The sequence below is a fragment of the Pseudonocardia sp. N23 genome (genome assembly GCF_002583555.1).
GTDB lineage: Bacteria > Actinomycetota > Actinomycetes > Mycobacteriales > Pseudonocardiaceae > Pseudonocardia.
Map to the genome: position 1 here is coordinate 163,408 of NZ_BEGX01000061.1, position 17,752 is coordinate 181,159.

13 protein-coding genes are annotated in these 17,752 nt (G+C 73.4%); 4 read left to right on the top strand and 9 right to left on the bottom strand.

Annotated features, from left to right (window positions below):
- Positions 1 to 16: 16 nt before the first annotated feature.
- Entirely contained in the window at positions 17 to 1,975 is a 1,959-nt protein-coding gene (locus TOK_RS18880; protein ID WP_253258479.1) for an ABC transporter ATP-binding protein, read from the bottom strand.
- A gap of 90 nt (positions 1,976 to 2,065) precedes the next feature.
- On the opposite strand from TOK_RS18880, the gene TOK_RS18885 reads away from it, so the two are divergent.
- Entirely contained in the window at positions 2,066 to 3,211 is a 1,146-nt protein-coding gene (locus TOK_RS18885) for an AbrB family transcriptional regulator (protein ID WP_253258480.1), read from the top strand.
- A 192-nt stretch (positions 3,212 to 3,403) separates the two neighbouring features.
- Here the strand turns inward: TOK_RS18885 and TOK_RS18890 are convergent, their stop codons facing one another.
- The 4 genes from TOK_RS18890 to TOK_RS18905 are packed head-to-tail and all read right to left on the bottom strand — an operon-like array spanning position 3,404 to position 6,967.
- On the bottom strand, positions 3,404 to 4,537 hold the full coding sequence (locus tag TOK_RS18890; RefSeq protein ID WP_098959284.1) for an epoxide hydrolase family protein: 1,134 nt from the start codon (positions 4,535 to 4,537) through the stop codon (positions 3,404 to 3,406).
- A 4-nt stretch (positions 4,538 to 4,541) separates the two neighbouring features.
- Positions 4,542 to 5,303: an SDR family NAD(P)-dependent oxidoreductase gene (locus TOK_RS18895; protein WP_098959285.1), complete on the bottom strand. Its 762-nt coding sequence runs from the start codon at positions 5,301 to 5,303 to the stop codon at positions 4,542 to 4,544.
- Positions 5,304 to 5,314: 11 nt separating this feature from the next.
- Positions 5,315 to 6,316, bottom strand: a complete 1,002-nt coding sequence (locus TOK_RS18900; protein ID WP_098959286.1) for an acetamidase/formamidase family protein — start codon at positions 6,314 to 6,316, stop codon at positions 5,315 to 5,317.
- Positions 6,317 to 6,367: 51 nt separating this feature from the next.
- Positions 6,368 to 6,967, bottom strand: coding sequence for a bifunctional 2-polyprenyl-6-hydroxyphenol methylase/3-demethylubiquinol 3-O-methyltransferase UbiG (locus TOK_RS18905; protein ID WP_098959347.1), 600 nt, complete (start codon positions 6,965 to 6,967; stop codon positions 6,368 to 6,370).
- A gap of 34 nt (positions 6,968 to 7,001) precedes the next feature.
- Here TOK_RS18905 and TOK_RS18910 point away from each other — a divergent pair, with 34 nt between their 5' ends.
- Positions 7,002 to 8,390 (top strand): PLP-dependent cysteine synthase family protein, encoded by a 1,389-nt coding sequence (locus TOK_RS18910; protein ID WP_098959288.1) that lies wholly within the window; start codon positions 7,002 to 7,004, stop codon positions 8,388 to 8,390.
- A 216-nt stretch (positions 8,391 to 8,606) separates the two neighbouring features.
- Positions 8,607 to 10,979, top strand: coding sequence for a bifunctional lysylphosphatidylglycerol flippase/synthetase MprF (locus tag TOK_RS18915; protein ID WP_098959289.1), 2,373 nt, complete (start codon positions 8,607 to 8,609; stop codon positions 10,977 to 10,979).
- A gap of 96 nt (positions 10,980 to 11,075) precedes the next feature.
- Here TOK_RS18915 and TOK_RS18920 read toward each other — a convergent pair whose 3' ends face one another.
- The 3 genes from TOK_RS18920 to TOK_RS18930 form a co-directional block, all read right to left on the bottom strand.
- Complete coding sequence (locus TOK_RS18920; protein ID WP_098959291.1) at positions 11,076 to 11,693, bottom strand: hypothetical protein; 618 nt, start codon at positions 11,691 to 11,693, stop codon at positions 11,076 to 11,078.
- An 89-nt stretch (positions 11,694 to 11,782) separates the two neighbouring features.
- A complete protein-coding gene (gene ilvD, locus TOK_RS18925) occupies positions 11,783 to 13,489 on the bottom strand; it encodes a dihydroxy-acid dehydratase (RefSeq protein WP_098959292.1) in 1,707 nt (568 codons plus the stop codon).
- Positions 13,486 to 14,892: an MFS transporter gene (locus tag TOK_RS18930; protein WP_253258481.1), complete on the bottom strand. Its 1,407-nt coding sequence runs from the start codon at positions 14,890 to 14,892 to the stop codon at positions 13,486 to 13,488. Before TOK_RS18930 ends, ilvD begins: the two co-directional genes overlap by 4 nt.
- Before the next feature lie 202 nt (positions 14,893 to 15,094).
- Here TOK_RS18930 and TOK_RS18935 point away from each other — a divergent pair, with 202 nt between their 5' ends.
- Positions 15,095 to 15,613: a L,D-transpeptidase gene (locus TOK_RS18935; RefSeq protein ID WP_098959294.1), complete on the top strand. Its 519-nt coding sequence runs from the start codon at positions 15,095 to 15,097 to the stop codon at positions 15,611 to 15,613.
- A 92-nt stretch (positions 15,614 to 15,705) separates the two neighbouring features.
- Here TOK_RS18935 and TOK_RS18940 read toward each other — a convergent pair whose 3' ends face one another.
- On the bottom strand, positions 15,706 to 17,745 hold the full coding sequence (locus TOK_RS18940) for a DEAD/DEAH box helicase (RefSeq protein ID WP_216362012.1): 2,040 nt from the start codon (positions 17,743 to 17,745) through the stop codon (positions 15,706 to 15,708).
- Positions 17,746 to 17,752: the final 7 nt, after the last annotated feature.

Here is a 17,752-nt window from a genome sequence, read left to right on the forward strand (position 1 = left end):
GGCCGGCGGGCCGGGGTCACGCGGCCGTGGGCGGGTCCCGGTGGGAGGCGACGAGCGCGTGACCGTCGCGGAACAGCACACCGTTGCGGCACCGGGCCTCGACCTTCCCGTCGGCGAACTGCTCGGTGTAGAGCCGGGTGTAGAGCCCGCCCTGCGCCAGCAGCTCGGCGTGGGTGCCGCGCTCGACGATCTCCCCGTCCTCGACGGCCAGGATCTGGTCGGCGCCCAGGATCGTCGACAGCCGGTGGGCGATCGCGATCGTCGTCCGGGACTGCGTCGCGGTCTCCAGCGCCTGCTGGACGAGCCGCTCGCTCGCGGTGTCCAGGGCGCTCGTGGCCTCGTCGAGGATCAGCACCGGCGGGTCCTTGAGCAGCACCCGGGCGATGGCCAGCCGCTGCTGCTCACCGCCGGAGAGCCGGTAGCCGCGCTCCCCCACGATCGTGTCGTAGCCGTCCGGGAAGCTCGCGATCCGGTCGTGGATGTTCGCCGCCCGCGCGGCGGCCTCGAGCTCCTCGTCGGTCGCGTCGGGCTTGGCGTAGCGCAGGTTGGCGCCGATGGTCGCGTGCAGCAGGTGGGTGTCCTGGGTGACCATGCCGACGGCGGCGCGCAGCGAGGCCTGGGTGAGGTCGCGGACGTCGTGGCCGTCGAGCGCCACGGCGCCGCGGTCGGCGTCGTAGAGCCGCGGGATCAGGTAGGACAGCGTCGTCTTGCCCGAGCCGCTCGGCCCGACGATCGCGGTGAGCGTGCCGGGTGCCATCTCCGCACTCACCCCGCGCAGCGCCCACGGCCGCACCGGTGTGCCGGGCGCGGCCGGGTCGTCGCGGTCGGCGAGCGGGTAGGAGAACCAGACGTCGCGCAACGTGACCGCGCCGCGCACGGTCGCGGGCTCCAGGTCGTGCGCGGACGGGGCGTCGACGATCCGGGGCCGCAGGTCGAGATAGGAGAAGATGCGACCGAACAGGGCGAGCGAGGTCTGCACGTCCAGCGAGACCCGCAGCAGGTTGACCGTCGGGAACAGCAGCCGGGTCTGCAGCGTCGTGAACGCGACCACGGTGCCCGCGCTCAGCCCCGTGCCCGCGCCGACGAGCAGGCCCGTCACCAGGTAGACGAGCGCGGGTGTGACGCCGAGGAACGTCTGCACGACGGCGAAGAACGTCTGGCCCGTCATGGCCTGGCGGACCTGCAGCCCCACCTGGGTGGCGTTCTCCTCGCGGTAGCGGCGCACCTCGTCGGCCTGCCGGTTGAACACCTTGGCCAGCAGCACGCCCGAGACCGACAGCGCCTCCTCGGTGATGGCGGTCATGTCCGACAGGGACTCCTGGGTGCGACCGGCGATCTTGCGGCGCACCCGCCCGACCCGGACCTGCAACAGCACGAACAGCGGGACCAGCGCGACGGCGATCAACGTCAGCTGCCAGCTCAGCAGCAGCATCGCGATCAGCGCCGCCACGACGGTGACGACGTTGCCCAGGATCGACGTCGCCGTCTCGGTCAGGACGTTCTGCACGCCGCCGACGTCGTTGGCCAGCCGCGACTGGATCGCGCCCGTCCGGGTCGCGGTGAAGAACGACAGGTCCATCCGCTGCAGGTGCTCGAACAGCCGCCCGCGCAGGTCGGCCATGACCCGGTTGCCCAGCAGCGTCGTCTGCCACGTCTGCCAGACCCCGATCAGCGCGGACACGACGGGGATCGCGATCATCCCGGCGACGAGCCACACCAGGAGCTCCATGTCCACTCGCCCATCCGGCGGGAACAGCGCCCTGTCGAACGTCGCCTGGGTCAGGAACGGCGTGATGATTCCCAGCCCGCTGGAGACGAGCACGGCCGCGAGGATCCCGGACAGCGCGACCCGGTGGGGGCCGAACAGCGCCCACACCCGCCGGCCGATGCGATCACCTGCCGGCCGCGTCCCTGCCGGACCCGTGTCCGCCGGTCTCGTCCCCGCCGTCACGCTCGCGTCGTTCGCCCTGGTCACCAGCGCCCCCTCGGTGAGTCCGGCCACACACCGACCGGCCGGCCCAGCCTGCCAGGCGCGGCCACGCCGGGCGCGTGACAGGGTCGGGGCGTGGGTTCGGCGTTTCCGGAGACGACGCCGGCGGCGCCGGGCGGACCTCCCGAGCCGTCGTGGCGCTACCGCGCGCGCGAGCGGCTGCGCGGGGTCTCGTGGGGCCGGTGGGTGTTGCTCGTCGTCCTCACCGTCCCGCTGACGGTCGGGTTGGGGGCCCTCGGCGTGCCGTCGCCCGCGCTGTTCGCGGGGCTGCTCGTCGGGACGGTGCTGGCCCTGCTGGGCAGGGCCCCGCGGGCCGTGCCGGCACCGGCGACGACGGGCGCGCAGGCGGTCATCGGTGTCGTCATCGGGCTGATCGCGCAGAGCGACACCCTCGCCGCGGTCGCCAGGGACTGGCTGCCGGTGCTGGCCATCGGGCTGGCGACGTTGCTGGCCAGCATGGGGGCCGGTCTGCTGATGGGGGTGCAGCGGGGGGTGTCCCCGCTGACCGGGATGCTCGCGCTCACCGCCGGTGGGGCGTCCGGGCTGGTCGCGATCAGCCGTGAGCTGGGCGGCGACGAGCGGGTCGTGGCCGTCGTGCAGTACCTGAGGGTCGGGCTGGTCACCGCGACGATGCCGGTGGTCGCCGCGCTCGCGTTCGGGGCTCAGCACAGCCCGCCCGGCGGGACGGCCTCGGCGTCGGCGCCCTGGTACGTCGGGCTCGGCGTGCTCGCGTTCTGCTGCGCGGTCGGCGTCCCGCTCGGCGTGCTCACCCGGGTCCCCGCAGGCGCCCTGCTCGGCCCGATGGTCGTCGCGCTCGCCCTCGCGCTGACGGGGTGGTCGTTCGCGTCGACGCCGCCGTCGCTGGTCGTCGACGTCGCCTACGCCGTCATCGGCTGGCAGGCCGGGGTGCGGTTCACCCGGGAGAGCCTGCGGACCGTCGCCCGGGTACTGCCGCTGGCGGTCGGGTTGATCGTCGTGATCATCGGGGCGTGCGCGGCGCTGGGCGTCGCCCTCTCGCACTTCACCGGCGCGACCCTGCTGGAGGGCTACCTCGCGACGACGCCCGGCGGCATCTACGCCGTTCTCGCGACGGCCATCTCCGCGGGCACCGACGTCACGTTCGTGGTGGCGATGCAGGTGCTCCGCGTGGTGCTGATGCTGCTCATCGCGCCGTTCCTCGCCCGGCTCGCCGGCCGCTGGGGCACTACCGGAGCCGACTGACCCGTCCGGGGCGGCGGCTCGGGCACGGGGGTGCAGCACCCCCGCGAGCGCCTCCACCCAGTCGACCAGGCGGAACCCGCCGCGCACCACGGAGGAACGCGGGGTCGATCGCGACGACGGGGCCCCGCGTGAGCGGGCCGAGGACGGCGTGGGCCTGGGCCATCTCGTCGTCGAGGCCGAACCCGCACGGGGCTACCGCACCATCCGGAAGAACGCGCGGATGTCGTCGACGAGCACCTCCGGCTGCTCCAGCGACGCGAAGTGACCACCCACCTCGGGACGGTTGAGCATCCGCAGGTCGGTGAAGCGACGCTCCAGCCAGTGCCGCGGCAGCCTGCGCATCTCGTGGGGGAACACCGTCGCCCCCGTCGGCACCTCGACGGTGTCGTAACGGGTCTTGCCGTAGCTCTCCCAGTACAGCCGCGCCGACGACGCCGCACTGCCAGTCAGCCAGTACGTCATGACGTTGTCGAGCAGCCGGTCACGCGAGACCGTGTTCTCCGGGTAGCCCGCGCAGTCGGTCCAGTCCCAGAACTTCTCGACGATCCACGCGCACTGCCCGACAGGTGAGTCGGTGAGGCCGTAACCGACCGTCTGCGGACGGGTGGACTGCTCGGCGGAGTAGCCCGTGCCGAAACGGCGGAACCTCTTCGCGTCGAGCATCCCCTTCTTCTCCTCCCGCGACAGCGGGAGGCGCTCCTCGTCCGGCGGGACCTCGGCCAGGGGCATCGTCAGGTGGATGCCGACGACGTTCTCCGGCGCCCCCGTCCCCAGCATCGCGGTGATCATCGAGCCCCAGTCGCCGCCCTGGGCGCCGTAGCGGTCGTAGCCGAGGCGGTCCATGAGCTGCGCCCACGCCGTCGCGATCCGCTCGATGCCCCAGCCCGCCATCCGGGGCTTGCCGCTGAACCCGAACCCGGGCAGCGACGGCACGACGACATGGAACGCGTCGGCCGGGTCGGGCGGGTCGACCAGGTCGTCGATGATCCCGAGGTACTCCACGACCGATCCCGGCCAGCCGTGGGTGAGGATCAGCGGCAGGGCGTTCTCGTGGCGCGACCGCACGTGCAGGGCGTGCACGTCGACGGTGTCGTCGGCGCCGCCGTCGAGCACCGTGCGGATCTGCGGCCGGGAGTTGATCTCGGCCTCGCAGCGCCGCCAGTCGTACCCGTCCGCCCAGTAGGCGCACAGCTCCTGCAGGTAGTCCAGGGGGACGCCCTGGGTCCAGCCGTCGACGGTCGCCGGCTCGGGCCACCGCGTCCGGCGCAGCCGGTCGCGGAGGTCGTCGAGGTCGGCCTGGGGAGTCTCGATGCGGAACTCGCGCACGTGCCTACAGTTGCACGCCGCGGGTCAGTGCGCCGTCGGCGACCAGGTTCGCGCCGCTGATCCGGCTCGCCAGCGGGCTCGCGAGCATGACGACGGCGTACGCCGTCTCCTCCGGGGTGCCCATCCGGCCGGTGGGGTTGAGGCCGAGCGCGAGGTTCCACAGGTCCGGGTTGCCGCTCTCGATGCCCTGCCACACCCCGCCGTCGAAGTAGACGTTGCCCGGCGACACCGCGTTCGCGCGGATGCCCTTGGGCGCCAGGTCGAGCGCCAGCCCGGACACGTAGTGCACGAGCGCGCCCTTCATGACGCCGTAGGAACCGTTCGCGAAGTCGATCTCGCGGCCCGACACGCTCGACACTGCGATGATGCTCGCCGCGTCGCTGCGCTCCAGGTGCGGCAGCGCCGCCTCGACCAGCCGCACGGTGTGCATGAGGTCGACCTCGAAGCTCGCCTTCCAGTTCTCCTCACCCGGGCCGATCGCCAGCGCACTGACGTTGGCGATCACGATGTCGATGCCACCGGCCTCGGTGGCCTCGTCGGCGACCCAGGCGGCGAGTGCCTCGCCGTCGGCGACGTCGAGCGACCGGCCCGCGACCTCGTAGCCCTTGCCGCCCAACAGGTCCACCCGGGCGAGGACCTCGTCCTCGCTGCGCGCGCAGAACGCCACCCGGGCGCCCTCCGCGGCGAGCATCTCGACGATCGCGGCGCCGATGCCGCGGGTGCCACCGGTGACGAGGGCCCGGCGGCCGGCAAGTTGCAGGTCCATGTGGAGGTCTCCTAGAGGGTGGCGGACTGCTCGCGCAGGTGGGAGTGCATTCCGCCGTAGGCCCGCGCCGGCGGCAGCAGCGCCTTGGCGACCTTGGTGACGGCGGAGTAGTTGGTGTCGACGACGTTGGCCAGCGGCGACTCGCTGATCTGCGTGAGCAGCTGGTACGCGTCGAGCCGGTCGAGGCCGTAGAGCTCGCCGAGCCAGCCGATCATGCCCATCTGGCTGGCCCGCCAGGCGTCCTCCAGCGGCCGCGACGACCCGACCGTGACGTAGTGGGTGTCGGACTCGATGCGCGGCCACACCGGACCCGCGCCGCCCTTGATCAGCTCGACGAGCAGGGTCACGTCCATCGCGCCCTCGACGGCGGTGCCACAGCTCTCGCCCTCACCCTGCCGGTAGTGCCCGTCGCCGACCGAGAACAGCGCGCCCTCGACATTGACCTGCAGGTAGCAGGTGACGCCCGCCCGCATCTCCGGGGTGTCCATGTTGCCGCCGAACATGTCGGGCACCAGGCTCGACCGCACCTCCCGGCCCGCGGGCGCGACACCGACCGTGCCGAGCATCGGGTTGCACGGCAGCTCGAGTCGCATGTCGACGCTGGTCGCCTCGAACAGCACCGTGTTCGCGGCCCGGTCCAGCTGGTAGATCCAGGTCCGCTCGGTCAGCGCGTCGTGCAGCATCGCGGTGCGGTCCGTCGCGGTCAGCGCGCCGAAGAACGGGACCGTCGTCGACGCGCCCCACTCCCGTGCCGGGGCCAGGTCCACGAGGTGCAGGGCCAGGGTGTCCCCCGGCTCGGCACCCTCGACGAAGAACGGCCCCGTCTGCGGGTTCAGCTCGGCCAGGTTCAACACGCCGCCGGCCCGGTCGGTCGTGCTCGTGATCCGCCCCGAGAAGGCGTCCTCGGTCCACAGCTTGAGCAGGGTGCCGGGGGCGATGCGATGGCTCGGCGCGGCACCGCCGAAGGTCCAGGCGTACTGGTCGGGTTGCGGTCGGTACTCGACGACGTCCACCCGGCCGATCGTCGACCGTGGACGGTGGGTACCGCAAGTGATCGCGTGCGATCAGTCCCGGCGGTGCACCGACACCGCGTAGTCGCCGCCGCTCACGTACGGCGCGCGGTCCCAGGTGGCGAACCGGTCGTCGAGGACCAGCCCGGCGTCCGCGCACCAGGTGTCGTACTCGGGCAGACCCGGCCAGCCCGGCTGCAACGAGAACCCGGCGACGAGCAGCCCACCGCGACGCAGGGCCCGCGCGCAGCCCGCGACGGCGGCCGGCCGCTGCGGCGCCACGACGTAGGGCACGACGTTGCCCGCCAGCACGACGAGATCGAACCGCGCGTCGTCGTCGATCTCCTGGAGGCCGCCGTGGCGCCACGTCAGCTCCGGCGCCTTGGCACGGGCCACACCGATCATGTCCGCGTCCGGGTCGAGGCCCTCGACCCCGACACCGCGGCGCGCCAGCTCGATCCCGACCCGGCCCGTGCCGCAGCCCCCGTCGAGCACCAACGGGCCGTCCACCCCGGTGAGCAGCGCCGTCACCAGGTCGGCCTCGCCGTGCGGGTTGCCCCCACGTGCGGCGATGCGGTCCCAGCGGTCGTCATAGGTACCGACGTCGACGCTGCGCCGCCAGCGGTCCCAGTCGTCGGGCAGCGTCTCGGGCATGACCATGAGGCTACTGCTGGGGCAGGATCGGCCGATGGTCTCTCCCGGCCCCGTGCACGACTCGCTCACCGACGGCATCGGGGCGACCCCCCTGGTCCGGCTCGACCGGGTCACCGTGGGCGTCGCGGCCGCCGTGTACGTCAAGGCCGAGTACGCGAACCCGGGCGGCAGCGTCAAGGACCGGGCAGCGTCCGCCATGGTCACCGCGGCCGAACACGACGGCAGCCTGCGGCCCGGCGGCACCGTGTTCGAGGGGACGTCGGGCAACACCGGGATCGGCCTGGCGATGGTGGCCGCGCGGCGCGGGTACCGGTGCGTGCTCGTCGTGCCCGACCGCACCGCCGTCGAGAAGATCGCGCTGCTGCGCGCGTACGGCGCCGAGGTCGTCCTCACCCCGGGCACCGTGGCGCAGCACGACCCGCGGCACGTGCGCCGCCTCGCCGGACGCCTCGCCGCCGAGACCCCCGGCGGCTGGCTCGCCGACCAGTACACCAACCCCGCGAACCCGCTCGTCCACGAACACACGACCGGCCCCGAGATCTGGGCGCAGACGCGCGGCCGCATCACCCATCTCGTCGCCGGCGTCGGCACCGGCGGGACCATCAGCGGCACCGCCCGGCACCTGCGCGCCGTCTCGGACGGGCGGGTGCGGATCGTCGCGGCGGACCCGGCCACGTCGCGCTACTCCGGCGGCGACGGCAGCCCGTACACCGTCGAGGCCGTCGGGCACTACCTGCACCCCGACACGGCCGTCGACGAATGGCCGCAGACATACGACCCGTCGGTCGTCGACGAGTTCGTCACGGTCCCCGACGGCGACGCCGTCCGTCTCGTGCGCCGCGTCGCGCGCGAGGAGGGCCTCCTGCTCGGCGGCTCGTCGGGCACCGCCCTCGCCGCGGGCCTGCGGGTCGCCGCGGGTCTGGGAGAAGGCGACGTCGTCGTCGTGATCGCCCCCGACTCCGGCCGGGCCTACCTCAGCAAGTACTTCGACGACGAGTGGTGTGTTCGGCTCGGGTTCGTCGACGCTGCCGAGGGACCCCTCGTGCGGGACGTGCTCCCCGTCGCCCCGCCCGGCCCGCTGCGCGTCGTCCCGGCCGGGCGCCGGGTCGGCGATGTCCTCGCGAACGTCCCGGACACGGGCGGGCCCGACGTCGTGCCGGTGGTCGCCGACCGCGACGGCGCCACGGCCGGCCGGGCGACGGGCGATGTCGTCGGCTCCGTCTCGCTGGCCGGGCTGCGCCGCGCGGCCGCCGACGACCCCGATGCCTGTGTCACCGCGCACCTGCAGCCCCCGCTCGCGACGGTCGGGCTCGGCGAGTCCGTCGCCGCCGCTCTCGCCCGCGTCCCCGGCGACGGGCGGCCGGTGCTCGTCGTCGCCGACGGCCGGATCGTCCGCGCCGTCCACCGCACCGACCTGCCCTGACCGGCCCCGGGCGCCGACCTCACGGTCCGGTTCTGCACCCGCACGCCCACAGTCGTCCGGGGCGCCCGATCCGGGGTTCGCCGCGTCCGGGGCCGACTCCGGTTCCGGTGACCTTGCCGCCGGGCCGGGGACCGGGCACGCTGCGAGCCGGGACGATCGGCCGGTGCCGGCTCCGGACGGACGGCGGCACGACCGGGTACGACGAGGGGGCAGGGCATGTCCGAGGCCGCGGTGCAGGAACCCGACACGACGGGCGATCCGGCACCGGAACCGACTCCGGCCGGTGTGGTCGCAATGCTCCGGCGGGTGCCGTTCACCGCCGTCTGCGCGGTGATCATGATCGTGGTCGGCCTCGCGACGGGGTCGTTCTGGTCGGCCCTGGAGGACCGCTCCTGGTACGGCCAGGTCGGCTACGGACTCCCCAGCCTGCTCGACGGGCACGTCTGGACGCTGGTCACCGGGCCGTTCTTCGCCGTCGGCCCCGTCTTCTACGTCCCGATGCTGCTGTCGTTCGTGCTGTTCACCGGCTGGGCGGAGTGGCGGCTCGGCACCGCCCGGGCCGCCGCCGTGACCATCGGCGGTCACCTCGTCGGCATCGTCGGCTCGGCGCTGATCCTGCTCGCCACCCGGCCCACCGGGTGGCCCTGGGCCGTGACGCTGGGCTCCCAGCTCGACGCCGGCTTCTCGGCGGGCGCGTTCGCCGCCCTCGCCGTGACCGCCGCCGTCCTGCGCTCACCGTGGCGGCTGCGGCTGCGCCTGGGCATCGGCATCTACCTGCTCGTCGCCCTCGTCTACGGCGGCAACCTCGCCGATCTCGAACACGTCGTCGCCGGCGGCGCCGGCCTGCTCGCCGGGCACGCCCTCACCCGTGGCCTCGGCGCCGCCCGCACCGGCCGCCCCAGCCGCCGCGAGTGGCGGCTCCTCGCCGTCGCGGGCGTGCTGGTCATCCTGCTCGGCACGGTCCTGTCCTGGCTCATCCCCTCCGACGGCCCGCTCGGCCCGACCGGTGACACCGACAGCGACTGGGTCGACGTCCTCATCACGCTCGTGCTCGCACTGCTGCTGCTCAACGGGCTGCGCAAGGGCAAGCGCGTCGCGTGGCGGTGGGCCGTCGGCATCGGGATCCTCAACGTCGTCCTCGGCCTGGCCGTCGCGGTGATCGTGATCGTCGCGATCGTCCTCGACGAGCCCTGGGAGATCATCGGTGGACCGCTGTTCATCGCCGACCGGCTGCTGTGGCTGCTCCTGCTGCTCGTCCTGATCATCGGACGGCACGCGTTCCGGACGCCGTCGAAACGGCGGATCCGCAAGGGCAAGGAGTCGGTGGCCGACCGCGACGACGCCGTGACCGCACTGCACCGCCACGGCGGGGGCACGATCTCCTGGATGGCGACGTGGCCGGCCAACAGCTGGTTCGGCACCGGCCCGCTGCCGGGGACCGGGCCCGGCGGGACCGCTGCCGCTCCGGTGGCCGACCCGGAGGACGCCCCCGTCGAGGAGCCGCGGACGCTGGTCGCCGCCGCGGAGGCCGTCCCGACCGAGGCGACGCCGACGGCGCCCACTCCGACGGAGCCCACGCCGACCGAGGTCGCCGCTCCGGACACCACGGCCACGGCTGCCGAGCCGGGTCCCGACGGACCCGTGGCCACCACCGGGGACGCCGAGCGCGACCCCGGGATCGTCATCGCCTACCAGTCCCACGCCGGAGTCGCGATCGGACTCGGCGACCCCATCGGCCCCGCCGGGTCACACGACGAGGCCGTCGCCGCGTTCTCCCGCATGGCCGACCGCGCCGGGCTCGTCCCCTGCATGTTCTCCGTCGGTGACGCCACCGCCGCCGCCGCCGAAGCCATCGGCTGGCAGCACGTCCAGGTCGCCGAGGACACCCTCATCGACCTGCCGGGCCTCGCCTTCACCGGCAAGCCGTGGCAGAACGTCCGCTCCGCCATCAACCGGGCCAAGAAGGAACAGATCGAGTTCCGGATGGTCACCCTCGCCGACGAGCCGTGGTCGGTGGTCGAACGAGTCCGCGGCATGAGCGAGGAGTGGGTCGGCGACAAGAGCCTGCCCGAGATGGGCTTCACCCTCGGTGGTGTCGACGAGGCCCTCGACCGCGCCGTCCGTGTCGGCATCGCCCAGGACTCCCACGGTGTCCTGCACGGCGTCACGTCGTGGCTGCCGGTCTACGGACCCGACGGCCGGGTCCGGGGCCGCACGCTCGACGTCATGCTGCGCCGCCCCGACGGGTTCCGGCCCGTCGTGGAGTTCCTGATCGCGCAGAGCTGCGCCTCGTTCCGCGACGACGGCGTCGAGATCGTGTCGCTGTCGGGCGCCCCGCTGGCCCGCGCCGAGGGCGAGGGTCCGGTGCACGGCCTGGCCAAGGTCCTCGACCAGATCGGCGACGTCCTCGAGCCGCTCTACGGCTTCCGGTCGCTGCACGCGTTCAAGGCCAAGTTCCAGCCGCGCTACGAGGCCATGCACCTCGTGTACCGCGACGAGGCCGACCTGGCCCGCATCGGCATCGCCATCACCCGCGCCTACCTGCCCGACACCCCGGTGCACGAGCTGGTGAAGCTCACCCGCACCTGACGGACGCCCCGGGCCGGTCCTGCCCGCCGCCCCGTCGCACCGAGCGTGTCGTGAGCGCTCGTGACACGGGTCCCTCGCTGCTGTAACCGTCCGAGCTCAGCCCGCCGCCGCACCCGCCGCGAGCCAGAGCAACGCCGTCACCGTCGACGCCGTGGCGTCCGCGACGGGGATGCCGATCGCTTCACGGGCCTGCGCGGCGATGTCGGGACCCAGGTGCGCGGCGACCCACCCGAGCGCGGCACCCTCGGCGGACGCGGCCGGGGTGGGCTCGGCGAGACGCTCCCCCAGCACCTCGGCGGCGAGCCGGACCGCCCGCCCGGTGCGCCCACCGTCGGCAGCCACCAGGATCGCGACCTCCTCGCGCGCCGGCTCCGCCGACCGCGTCGCGACCGTGGCCGCGACCGCCGCGGCCAGCCGGTGCTCGACGAGGTCGGCGACGCAGGCGTGCTCGTCGAGGTCGGCGGCGAGGATCGCGGTCTGGTGGCGGCCCACCGTCGCCGTCCACTCGACGATCCGCTCCTGCGGATGGGCGGCGGGGTCGGCGACGGGCGGGATCCGGTAGCCCAGCTCCTGCTCCGCGCGGGCCTGCGCGAGCGCGAGCCGCAGCTCGGGGACGCCGTCGGTGCGTTCGACGTCGGGCAGGTCGTCGGGGCCGTAGCCGTCGAGCCCGGGCAGGGTGAGGATCGGGCGCAGCCCGGTGACCGGCTTCGACACCCCGCCTCCACGCCGGCGCCGCGCCGCGAGCTTCTCCGCGCGGCGTTGGCCGGCCGGACGCCTCCGGACCACTGTCTTCGTCTCCCCGCTCAGCCGCAGACCGCGCCGGTGGCCGCGGAGCCGACGAGCTTCATGTACTTGCCCAGCACCCCGGTGCGCAACGCGGTCTCCCGCGGGGTCCATCCGGCGCGGCGACGCTCGAGCTCGGCGTCGTCGACACCGATGTCGAGGGTGCGGGCGGTCATGTCCAGGGTGATCTGGTCACCGTCGTGGACCAGGGCGATCGGGCCGCCGTCGGTGGCCTCCGGAGCGATGTGGCCGACGCACAGCCCCGTGGTGGCGCCGGAGAAGCGGCCGTCGGTGATCAACAGGACGTCCTTGCCCAGCCCGGCGCCCTTGATCATGCCGGTGACGGCGAGCATCTCGCGCATGCCCGGGCCGCCGCGGGGGCCCTCGTAGCGGATGACGACGACGTCGCCCGCGACGACCGTGCCGTCGGCGACGGCGTCGAGCGCGCCCTGCTCACCGTCGAACACCCGGGCAGTGCCGGTGAAGGTGGCCGAGTCGAACCCGGCGCTCTTCACGACGGCGCCGTCGGGGGCGAGCGAGCCGCGCAGGATCGTCAGGCCGCCCGTGGGGTGGATGGGGTCGGACAGGGCGTGGACGATCGTGCCGTCGAGGTCGGGCGGGTCGATCTCGGCGAGGTTCTCCGCGACGGTGCGCCCGGTGACGGTGAGCGCATCGCCGTGGAGCAGGCCGGCGTCGAGCAGCGCCCGCATGACGACGGGCACGCCGCCGACCTGGTCGACCGACGACATGACGTAGCGCCCGAACGGCTTCACGTCGGCGAGGTGCGGGACGCGGTCGCCGATGCGGTTGAAGTCGTCCAGCGACAGCTCCACCTGGGCCTCGTGCGCGATGGCCAGCAGGTGCAGCACGGCGTTGGTGGAACCGCCGAACGCCATCACGACGGCGATCGCGTTCTCGAACGCCTCGCGGGTGAGGATGTCGCGCGCGGTGATGCCCTTCGCCAGCATCCCGATCACCGCCTCCCCCGACGCACGGGCCGAACCGTCACGACGCCGGTCCACCGCGGGCGGGCTCGCCGACCCCGGCAACGCCATCCCGAGCGCCTCGGCCGCGCTGGCCATGGTGTTGGCGGTGTACATGCCGCCGCAGGCGCCCTCACCGGGACAGATGTTGCGCTCGATCTCGACGAGCTCCTCGCGGGTGATGAGGCCCTTGATGCAGGCGCCGACGGCCTCGAACGCGTCGGAGATGTTGACCTCGCGGCCGTCGACGTGGCCGGGCAGGATCGACCCGGCGTAGACGAACACCGACGCGAGGTCGAGCCGCGCCGCGGCCATCAGCATGCCGGGCAGCGACTTGTCGCAACCCGCGAGCAGCACCGTGCCGTCGAGTCGCTCGGCCTGCACCACCGTCTCCACCGAGTCGGCGATGATCTCCCGGCTGACCAGCGAGTAGTGCATGCCGACGTGGCCCATCGAGATGCCGTCGGACACCGAGATCGTGCCGAACTCCATCGGGAACCCGCCCGCCGCGTGCACACCCTCCTTCGCCGCCCGCGCGAGACGCTGCAACGACAGGTTGCACGGGGTGATCTCGTTCCAGCTCGACGCGATCCCGATCTGCGGCTTCGCGAAGTCGTCGTCACGCATCCCGACGGCGCGCAGCATGCCGCGCGCGGCGGTGCGCTCGATGCCGTCGGTGACGTCGCGACTGCGCGGCTTGAGATCGGCGGCCTGGGACGTGGGCCGGTCCGCGAGTTCGGTCATTCGACGCTCCGTCGAGTAGTGGTCGAGTTGGTGGGGCTACCGGGTGTGGGGACGCGTGGTGGGGGCTCGTCCCGCTCGGACGCTCCCAACCTAGCCGGGGCCCCGTCGCGCACCGACCGCCGGATCGCGACGACCACGACCGCCGACAGCGTCATGAAGCCTGCGACGCACCACATGCCGGCCCGCAGTGAGCCGGTGAGGTCCTCCAGCCAGCCGGTGAGGTACGGGCCGACGAAGCCCGACAGGTTGCCGAAGGAGTTGATCAGGGCGATGCCGGCGGCGGCACCGACACCGGTGAGGAACGTCGGCGGCAGCTGCCAGATCACCGGGATCGCCGCGAACACACCGCACGCGCACACGGTGACCGCGGCGATGACCAGCCACGGCGAGTCCAGGTACAAGGCGACCGCCACCGCTGCCGCACCGATGAGCACCGGCACGGCGACGTGCCCGACCCGCTCCCCCGTCCGGTCGGAGTGCCGCGCCACCAGCACCATCACCACCGACGCCACCGCGTACGGGATCGCCGTCACCAGCCCGATCTGCGTGCCCGACAGCGAGCCCTCCAGCTCGTCGACCACCTGCGGCAGGAAGAACGCCAGCACGTAGAGGCCGAACACCACCCCGAAGTAGACGACCGACAGCGCCACGACCCGGCCGTCGCGCAGCGCCGCCTTCAGTCCGGGCCCGTGCGGCACCTCGGACTCGTCCTCGCGCGCGATGGCCTCCTCCAGCGCGGTCGCCTCGTTCTTCGACAGCCAGCGCGCGTTGCGCGGCCGGTTGGGCAGCACGAACAGCACGACGATCCCGAGGAGGAACGCCGGGATGCCCTCGACGAAGAACATGAACCGCCAGCCGGCCGCGAAGCCGAGGACCCCCTCGCCGTGATCGATCAGCAGGCCCGACAGCGGCCCCCCGAACACCGACGACAACGGCACGGCCAGGAAGAACAGCGCCACGACGCGGGCCCGCTGCACCCGTGGGAACCAGTACGTCAGGTACAGGATGATCCCGGGGAAGAAGCCGGCCTCGGCGAAGCCGAGCAGGAACCGCACCACGTAGAAGCTGTTCGGGCCCTGCACGAACGCCGTGGCCGACGCGATGATCCCCCAGGTGATCATGATGCGGGCGATCCAGATCCGGGCGCCGACCCGGTGCAGGATGACGTTGCTCGGCACCTCGAAGAAGAAGTAGCCGACGAAGAACAGGCCCGCGCCGAGCCCGTAGGCGGTCGCCGAGAGCCCCAGGTCCGGCCGCATCGTCACCGACGCGAAGCCGACGTTGACCCGGTCGACGTAGTTGAGCAGGTAGCACAGCCCCAGGAACGGCAGCAGCCGCCACATCGCCTTGCGGACGGCACCGGCGACAGGCGCGGGAACCGTTCCGGACTCGGGCAGCGACATCGGGACCTCCTCCCGCCCACGCGGCCCCGCGCGGCGCCCTGAGGTACTACCTCCCACGGCCGGACCCCACAACTCGGGACGGACCGCCCGAACCCCCCTCCGGGGATTGTCGACGGGTACCGGACGGTCCCGGCGCGTCGTCGTCACCTCGGCCTGCAGCGCTCGTTGGCCGTCGCGGACGACACGTCGGGAAAGGACGTACATGGGCGAGCACAGCACACGGCGCGCCCCGCGGCTGCGGGGTCCGGCACGCGCCGGTGCACTGGTCGGAGCGACGGTTCTGGTCGCGGGAGCGGCGGTCGGGGTGCTCTCGGGCACCGCGCTGGCCGCCGGCCACAGCGGTGGCGGGAGCTCCGGCGCGATGGTCGAGGGCACGCCGTGCACGGTGACGGCGCGGGCCTGCGTCGACCTGGCCACGAACAGGGCCTGGCTGATCGACGACGGCGCGATCGCCACCGGCCCCGTCGGCATCAGCCACGGCGGCCAGGGAAAGGAGACCCCCACCGGCACCTTCGACGTCCAGTGGAAGGACGAGCACCACAGGAGCGCGGAGTTCGACAACGCGCCCATGCCCTACTCGGTGTTCTTCGCCCCCGGCGGGATCGCGTTCCACGAGGGCAACCCGAAGAACCCGTCGGCAGGGTGCGTGCACCTGTCCCACGACGACGCCGTCACGTTCTACGGCGCCCTCGAGGTCGGCGACGAGGTCCAGGTGCACTGAGGCACCGGCACCGCGCCCGCCACAGGCACGGACACGGCGACGGCCGGCCCCGGGGTTCCGGGACCGGCCGTCGCCGTTCGTGCGATGGAGCCTTACGTCGCCGAGGAGGCCCGGTCGCGACGCACGTTGGCGCGGCGGCCCTTCAGCGTCGTGACGCCGCGCAGGGAGCGCAGCACGTCGTCGGCGGCGTGCTCGGGCACCTCCACCAGCGCGTGACGCTCGTGGATCTGGATGGCGCCGATGTCGCGGCCCGAGAGCCGCGACTCGTTGGCCAGCGCACCCACGATGTCCTGCGGGCGCACCCCCGCGGCGCGGCCGGCCGAGACGAACAGCCGGGTCGTGCCCGCCTTGGGCGGACGCGGACCCTGGCCACGGGCGCCGCCGAACTCGCGGCGACCCGCCGTGCCACCGCGGCTGTCACGGTCGCGGTCACGGCGACCCTCGCGGGGCGCCGACACCACGGGGATGTCGAGCTCGTCCTCGGGGGCGCCGGAGACGTCGCGGGCGATCCGGACCGCGGCCGCGGCGACCTCGATCGGGTCGAACTCGTCGGACAGCGACGCGATCATCGCGGCGACGCCGTCGTCGGCACCGCGGCCGGCGACCGCGCGGTCGGCCAGCAGCTTCTCGCGCAGCGCCACCTTGGTCCGCTCGACACGCGCGCGGGCGAGGTCGGTGACCGTCGGCACCGGGGAGACCGGCACCGGGGTGCCGGTGAGGCGCTCGATGTTGCGCAGGTGGCGCACCGTCGCGGGCATGACGAGCGTGATCGCCACGCCCTCGCGACCCGCGCGGCCGACCCGGCCGATGCGGTGCACGTAGGACTCGGGCGACTTCGGCACGTCGTGGTTCACCACGTGGGTGAGCGAGTCGATGTCGAGACCGCGGGCGGCGACGTCGGTGGCGACGAGCAGGTCGGTCCGCCCGCTGCGCAGCCGGTCGACGACGCGGGTGCGGTGCTCCTGGTCCATGCCGCCGTGCAGCGCCTCGGCACGCAGGCCGCGGCCGGTGAGTGCCTCGGTGACGGCGTCGACGTCGGCGCGGGTGCGGCAGAACACGATCGCCGCGGTCGGCCGCTCCAGCTCCAGGATGCGGCCCAGCGCCGCGGTGGTGTGGGTGCGCGGCACCATGTACGCGGTCTGGCGGACCCGGGGCGCCTCGCCCTCGGGGACCTCCTCGCGCTGGATGCGCACCATCACCGGGTCGGTCAGGTAGGTGCGGGCCAGCACCTCGATACGGCGCGGCATGGTGGCCGAGAACAGCACGGCCTGCCGGGTGTCGGGGGTGGACTGCAGGATCGTCTCGATGTCCTCGACGAAGCCCATGTCGAGCATCTCGTCGGCCTCGTCGAGAACGACGACCTCGATCTGGTCGAGGCTCAGCGCGCCCCTGTTGATCAGGTCGATCGCGCGGCCCGGGGTGGCGACGACGATGTCGACGCCACGCTTGAGCGCACCGAGCTGCGGGCCGATCGGGGCGCCGCCGTACACGGCGAGCACCCGCGCCCGGACGCCCTTGCCGTAGCGGGCGACGGCCTCGGTGACCTGCATCGCGAGCTCACGGGTCGGCGCCAGCACCAGGCCCATCGGCGCCGTGCGACGCACGTCGGCCGGCGCGGTCGCCAGCTTCTGCAGCATCGGTAGCGCGAACGCCGCCGTCTTGCCGGTGCCGGTGGCGGCCTGACCGATGAGGTCGCGGCCCTCGACCAGCGGCGGGATCGCCTCGGCCTGGATCGGGCTGGGGCTCTCGTAGCCGAGCTCCTCGATCGCGCGCTGGAGCGCGGGGACGAGGTCGAGGTCGGCGAAGCGGACGCCGTCCTCGTCGTCGGTGTCGTCCTCGTCGACGATGTCGCTGTCGTCGTCGGAGTCGTCGTCGGAGCCGCCGTCGGAGTCCTCGGACTCGTCGGCGATGCCGCTGTCGGCGACATCGGGGTCGGCGACGTCGCTGATGTCAGCGGAGTCACTGATGTCAGCGGAGTCGCTGATGTCAGCGGAGTCGGAGTCGGACCCGGTGAGGTCTGTCGCGTCGGTCGACGCGAGGTCCTCCACGGAGTCGATCTCGGCCGCGAGTGCGGCGTCGTCGAACTCGGGGGTCTCGGAGTTGTTCTCGGGCAGGTCGAGCAGGGTACTCACACACGTC

Bases quoted from the DNA above. Each gene is read 5' to 3' on its own strand.
- TOK_RS18895 (WP_098959285.1), bottom strand. From the start codon at position 5,303: ATGGACCTGCAACTTGCCGGCCGCCGGGCCCTCGTCACCGGTGGCACC.
- TOK_RS18905 (WP_098959347.1), bottom strand. From the start codon at position 6,967: ATGCCCGAGACGCTGCCCGACGACTGGGACCGCTGGCGGCGCAGCGTC.
- TOK_RS18910 (WP_098959288.1), top strand. From the start codon at position 7,002: ATGGTCTCTCCCGGCCCCGTGCACGACTCGCTCACCGACGGCATCGGG.
- TOK_RS18915 (WP_098959289.1), top strand. From the start codon at position 8,607: ATGTCCGAGGCCGCGGTGCAGGAACCCGACACGACGGGCGATCCGGCA.
- ilvD (WP_098959292.1), bottom strand. From the start codon at position 13,489: ATGACCGAACTCGCGGACCGGCCCACGTCCCAGGCCGCCGATCTCAAG.
- TOK_RS18930 (WP_253258481.1), bottom strand. From the start codon at position 14,892: ATGTCGCTGCCCGAGTCCGGAACGGTTCCCGCGCCTGTCGCCGGTGCC.
- TOK_RS18935 (WP_098959294.1), top strand. From the start codon at position 15,095: ATGGGCGAGCACAGCACACGGCGCGCCCCGCGGCTGCGGGGTCCGGCA.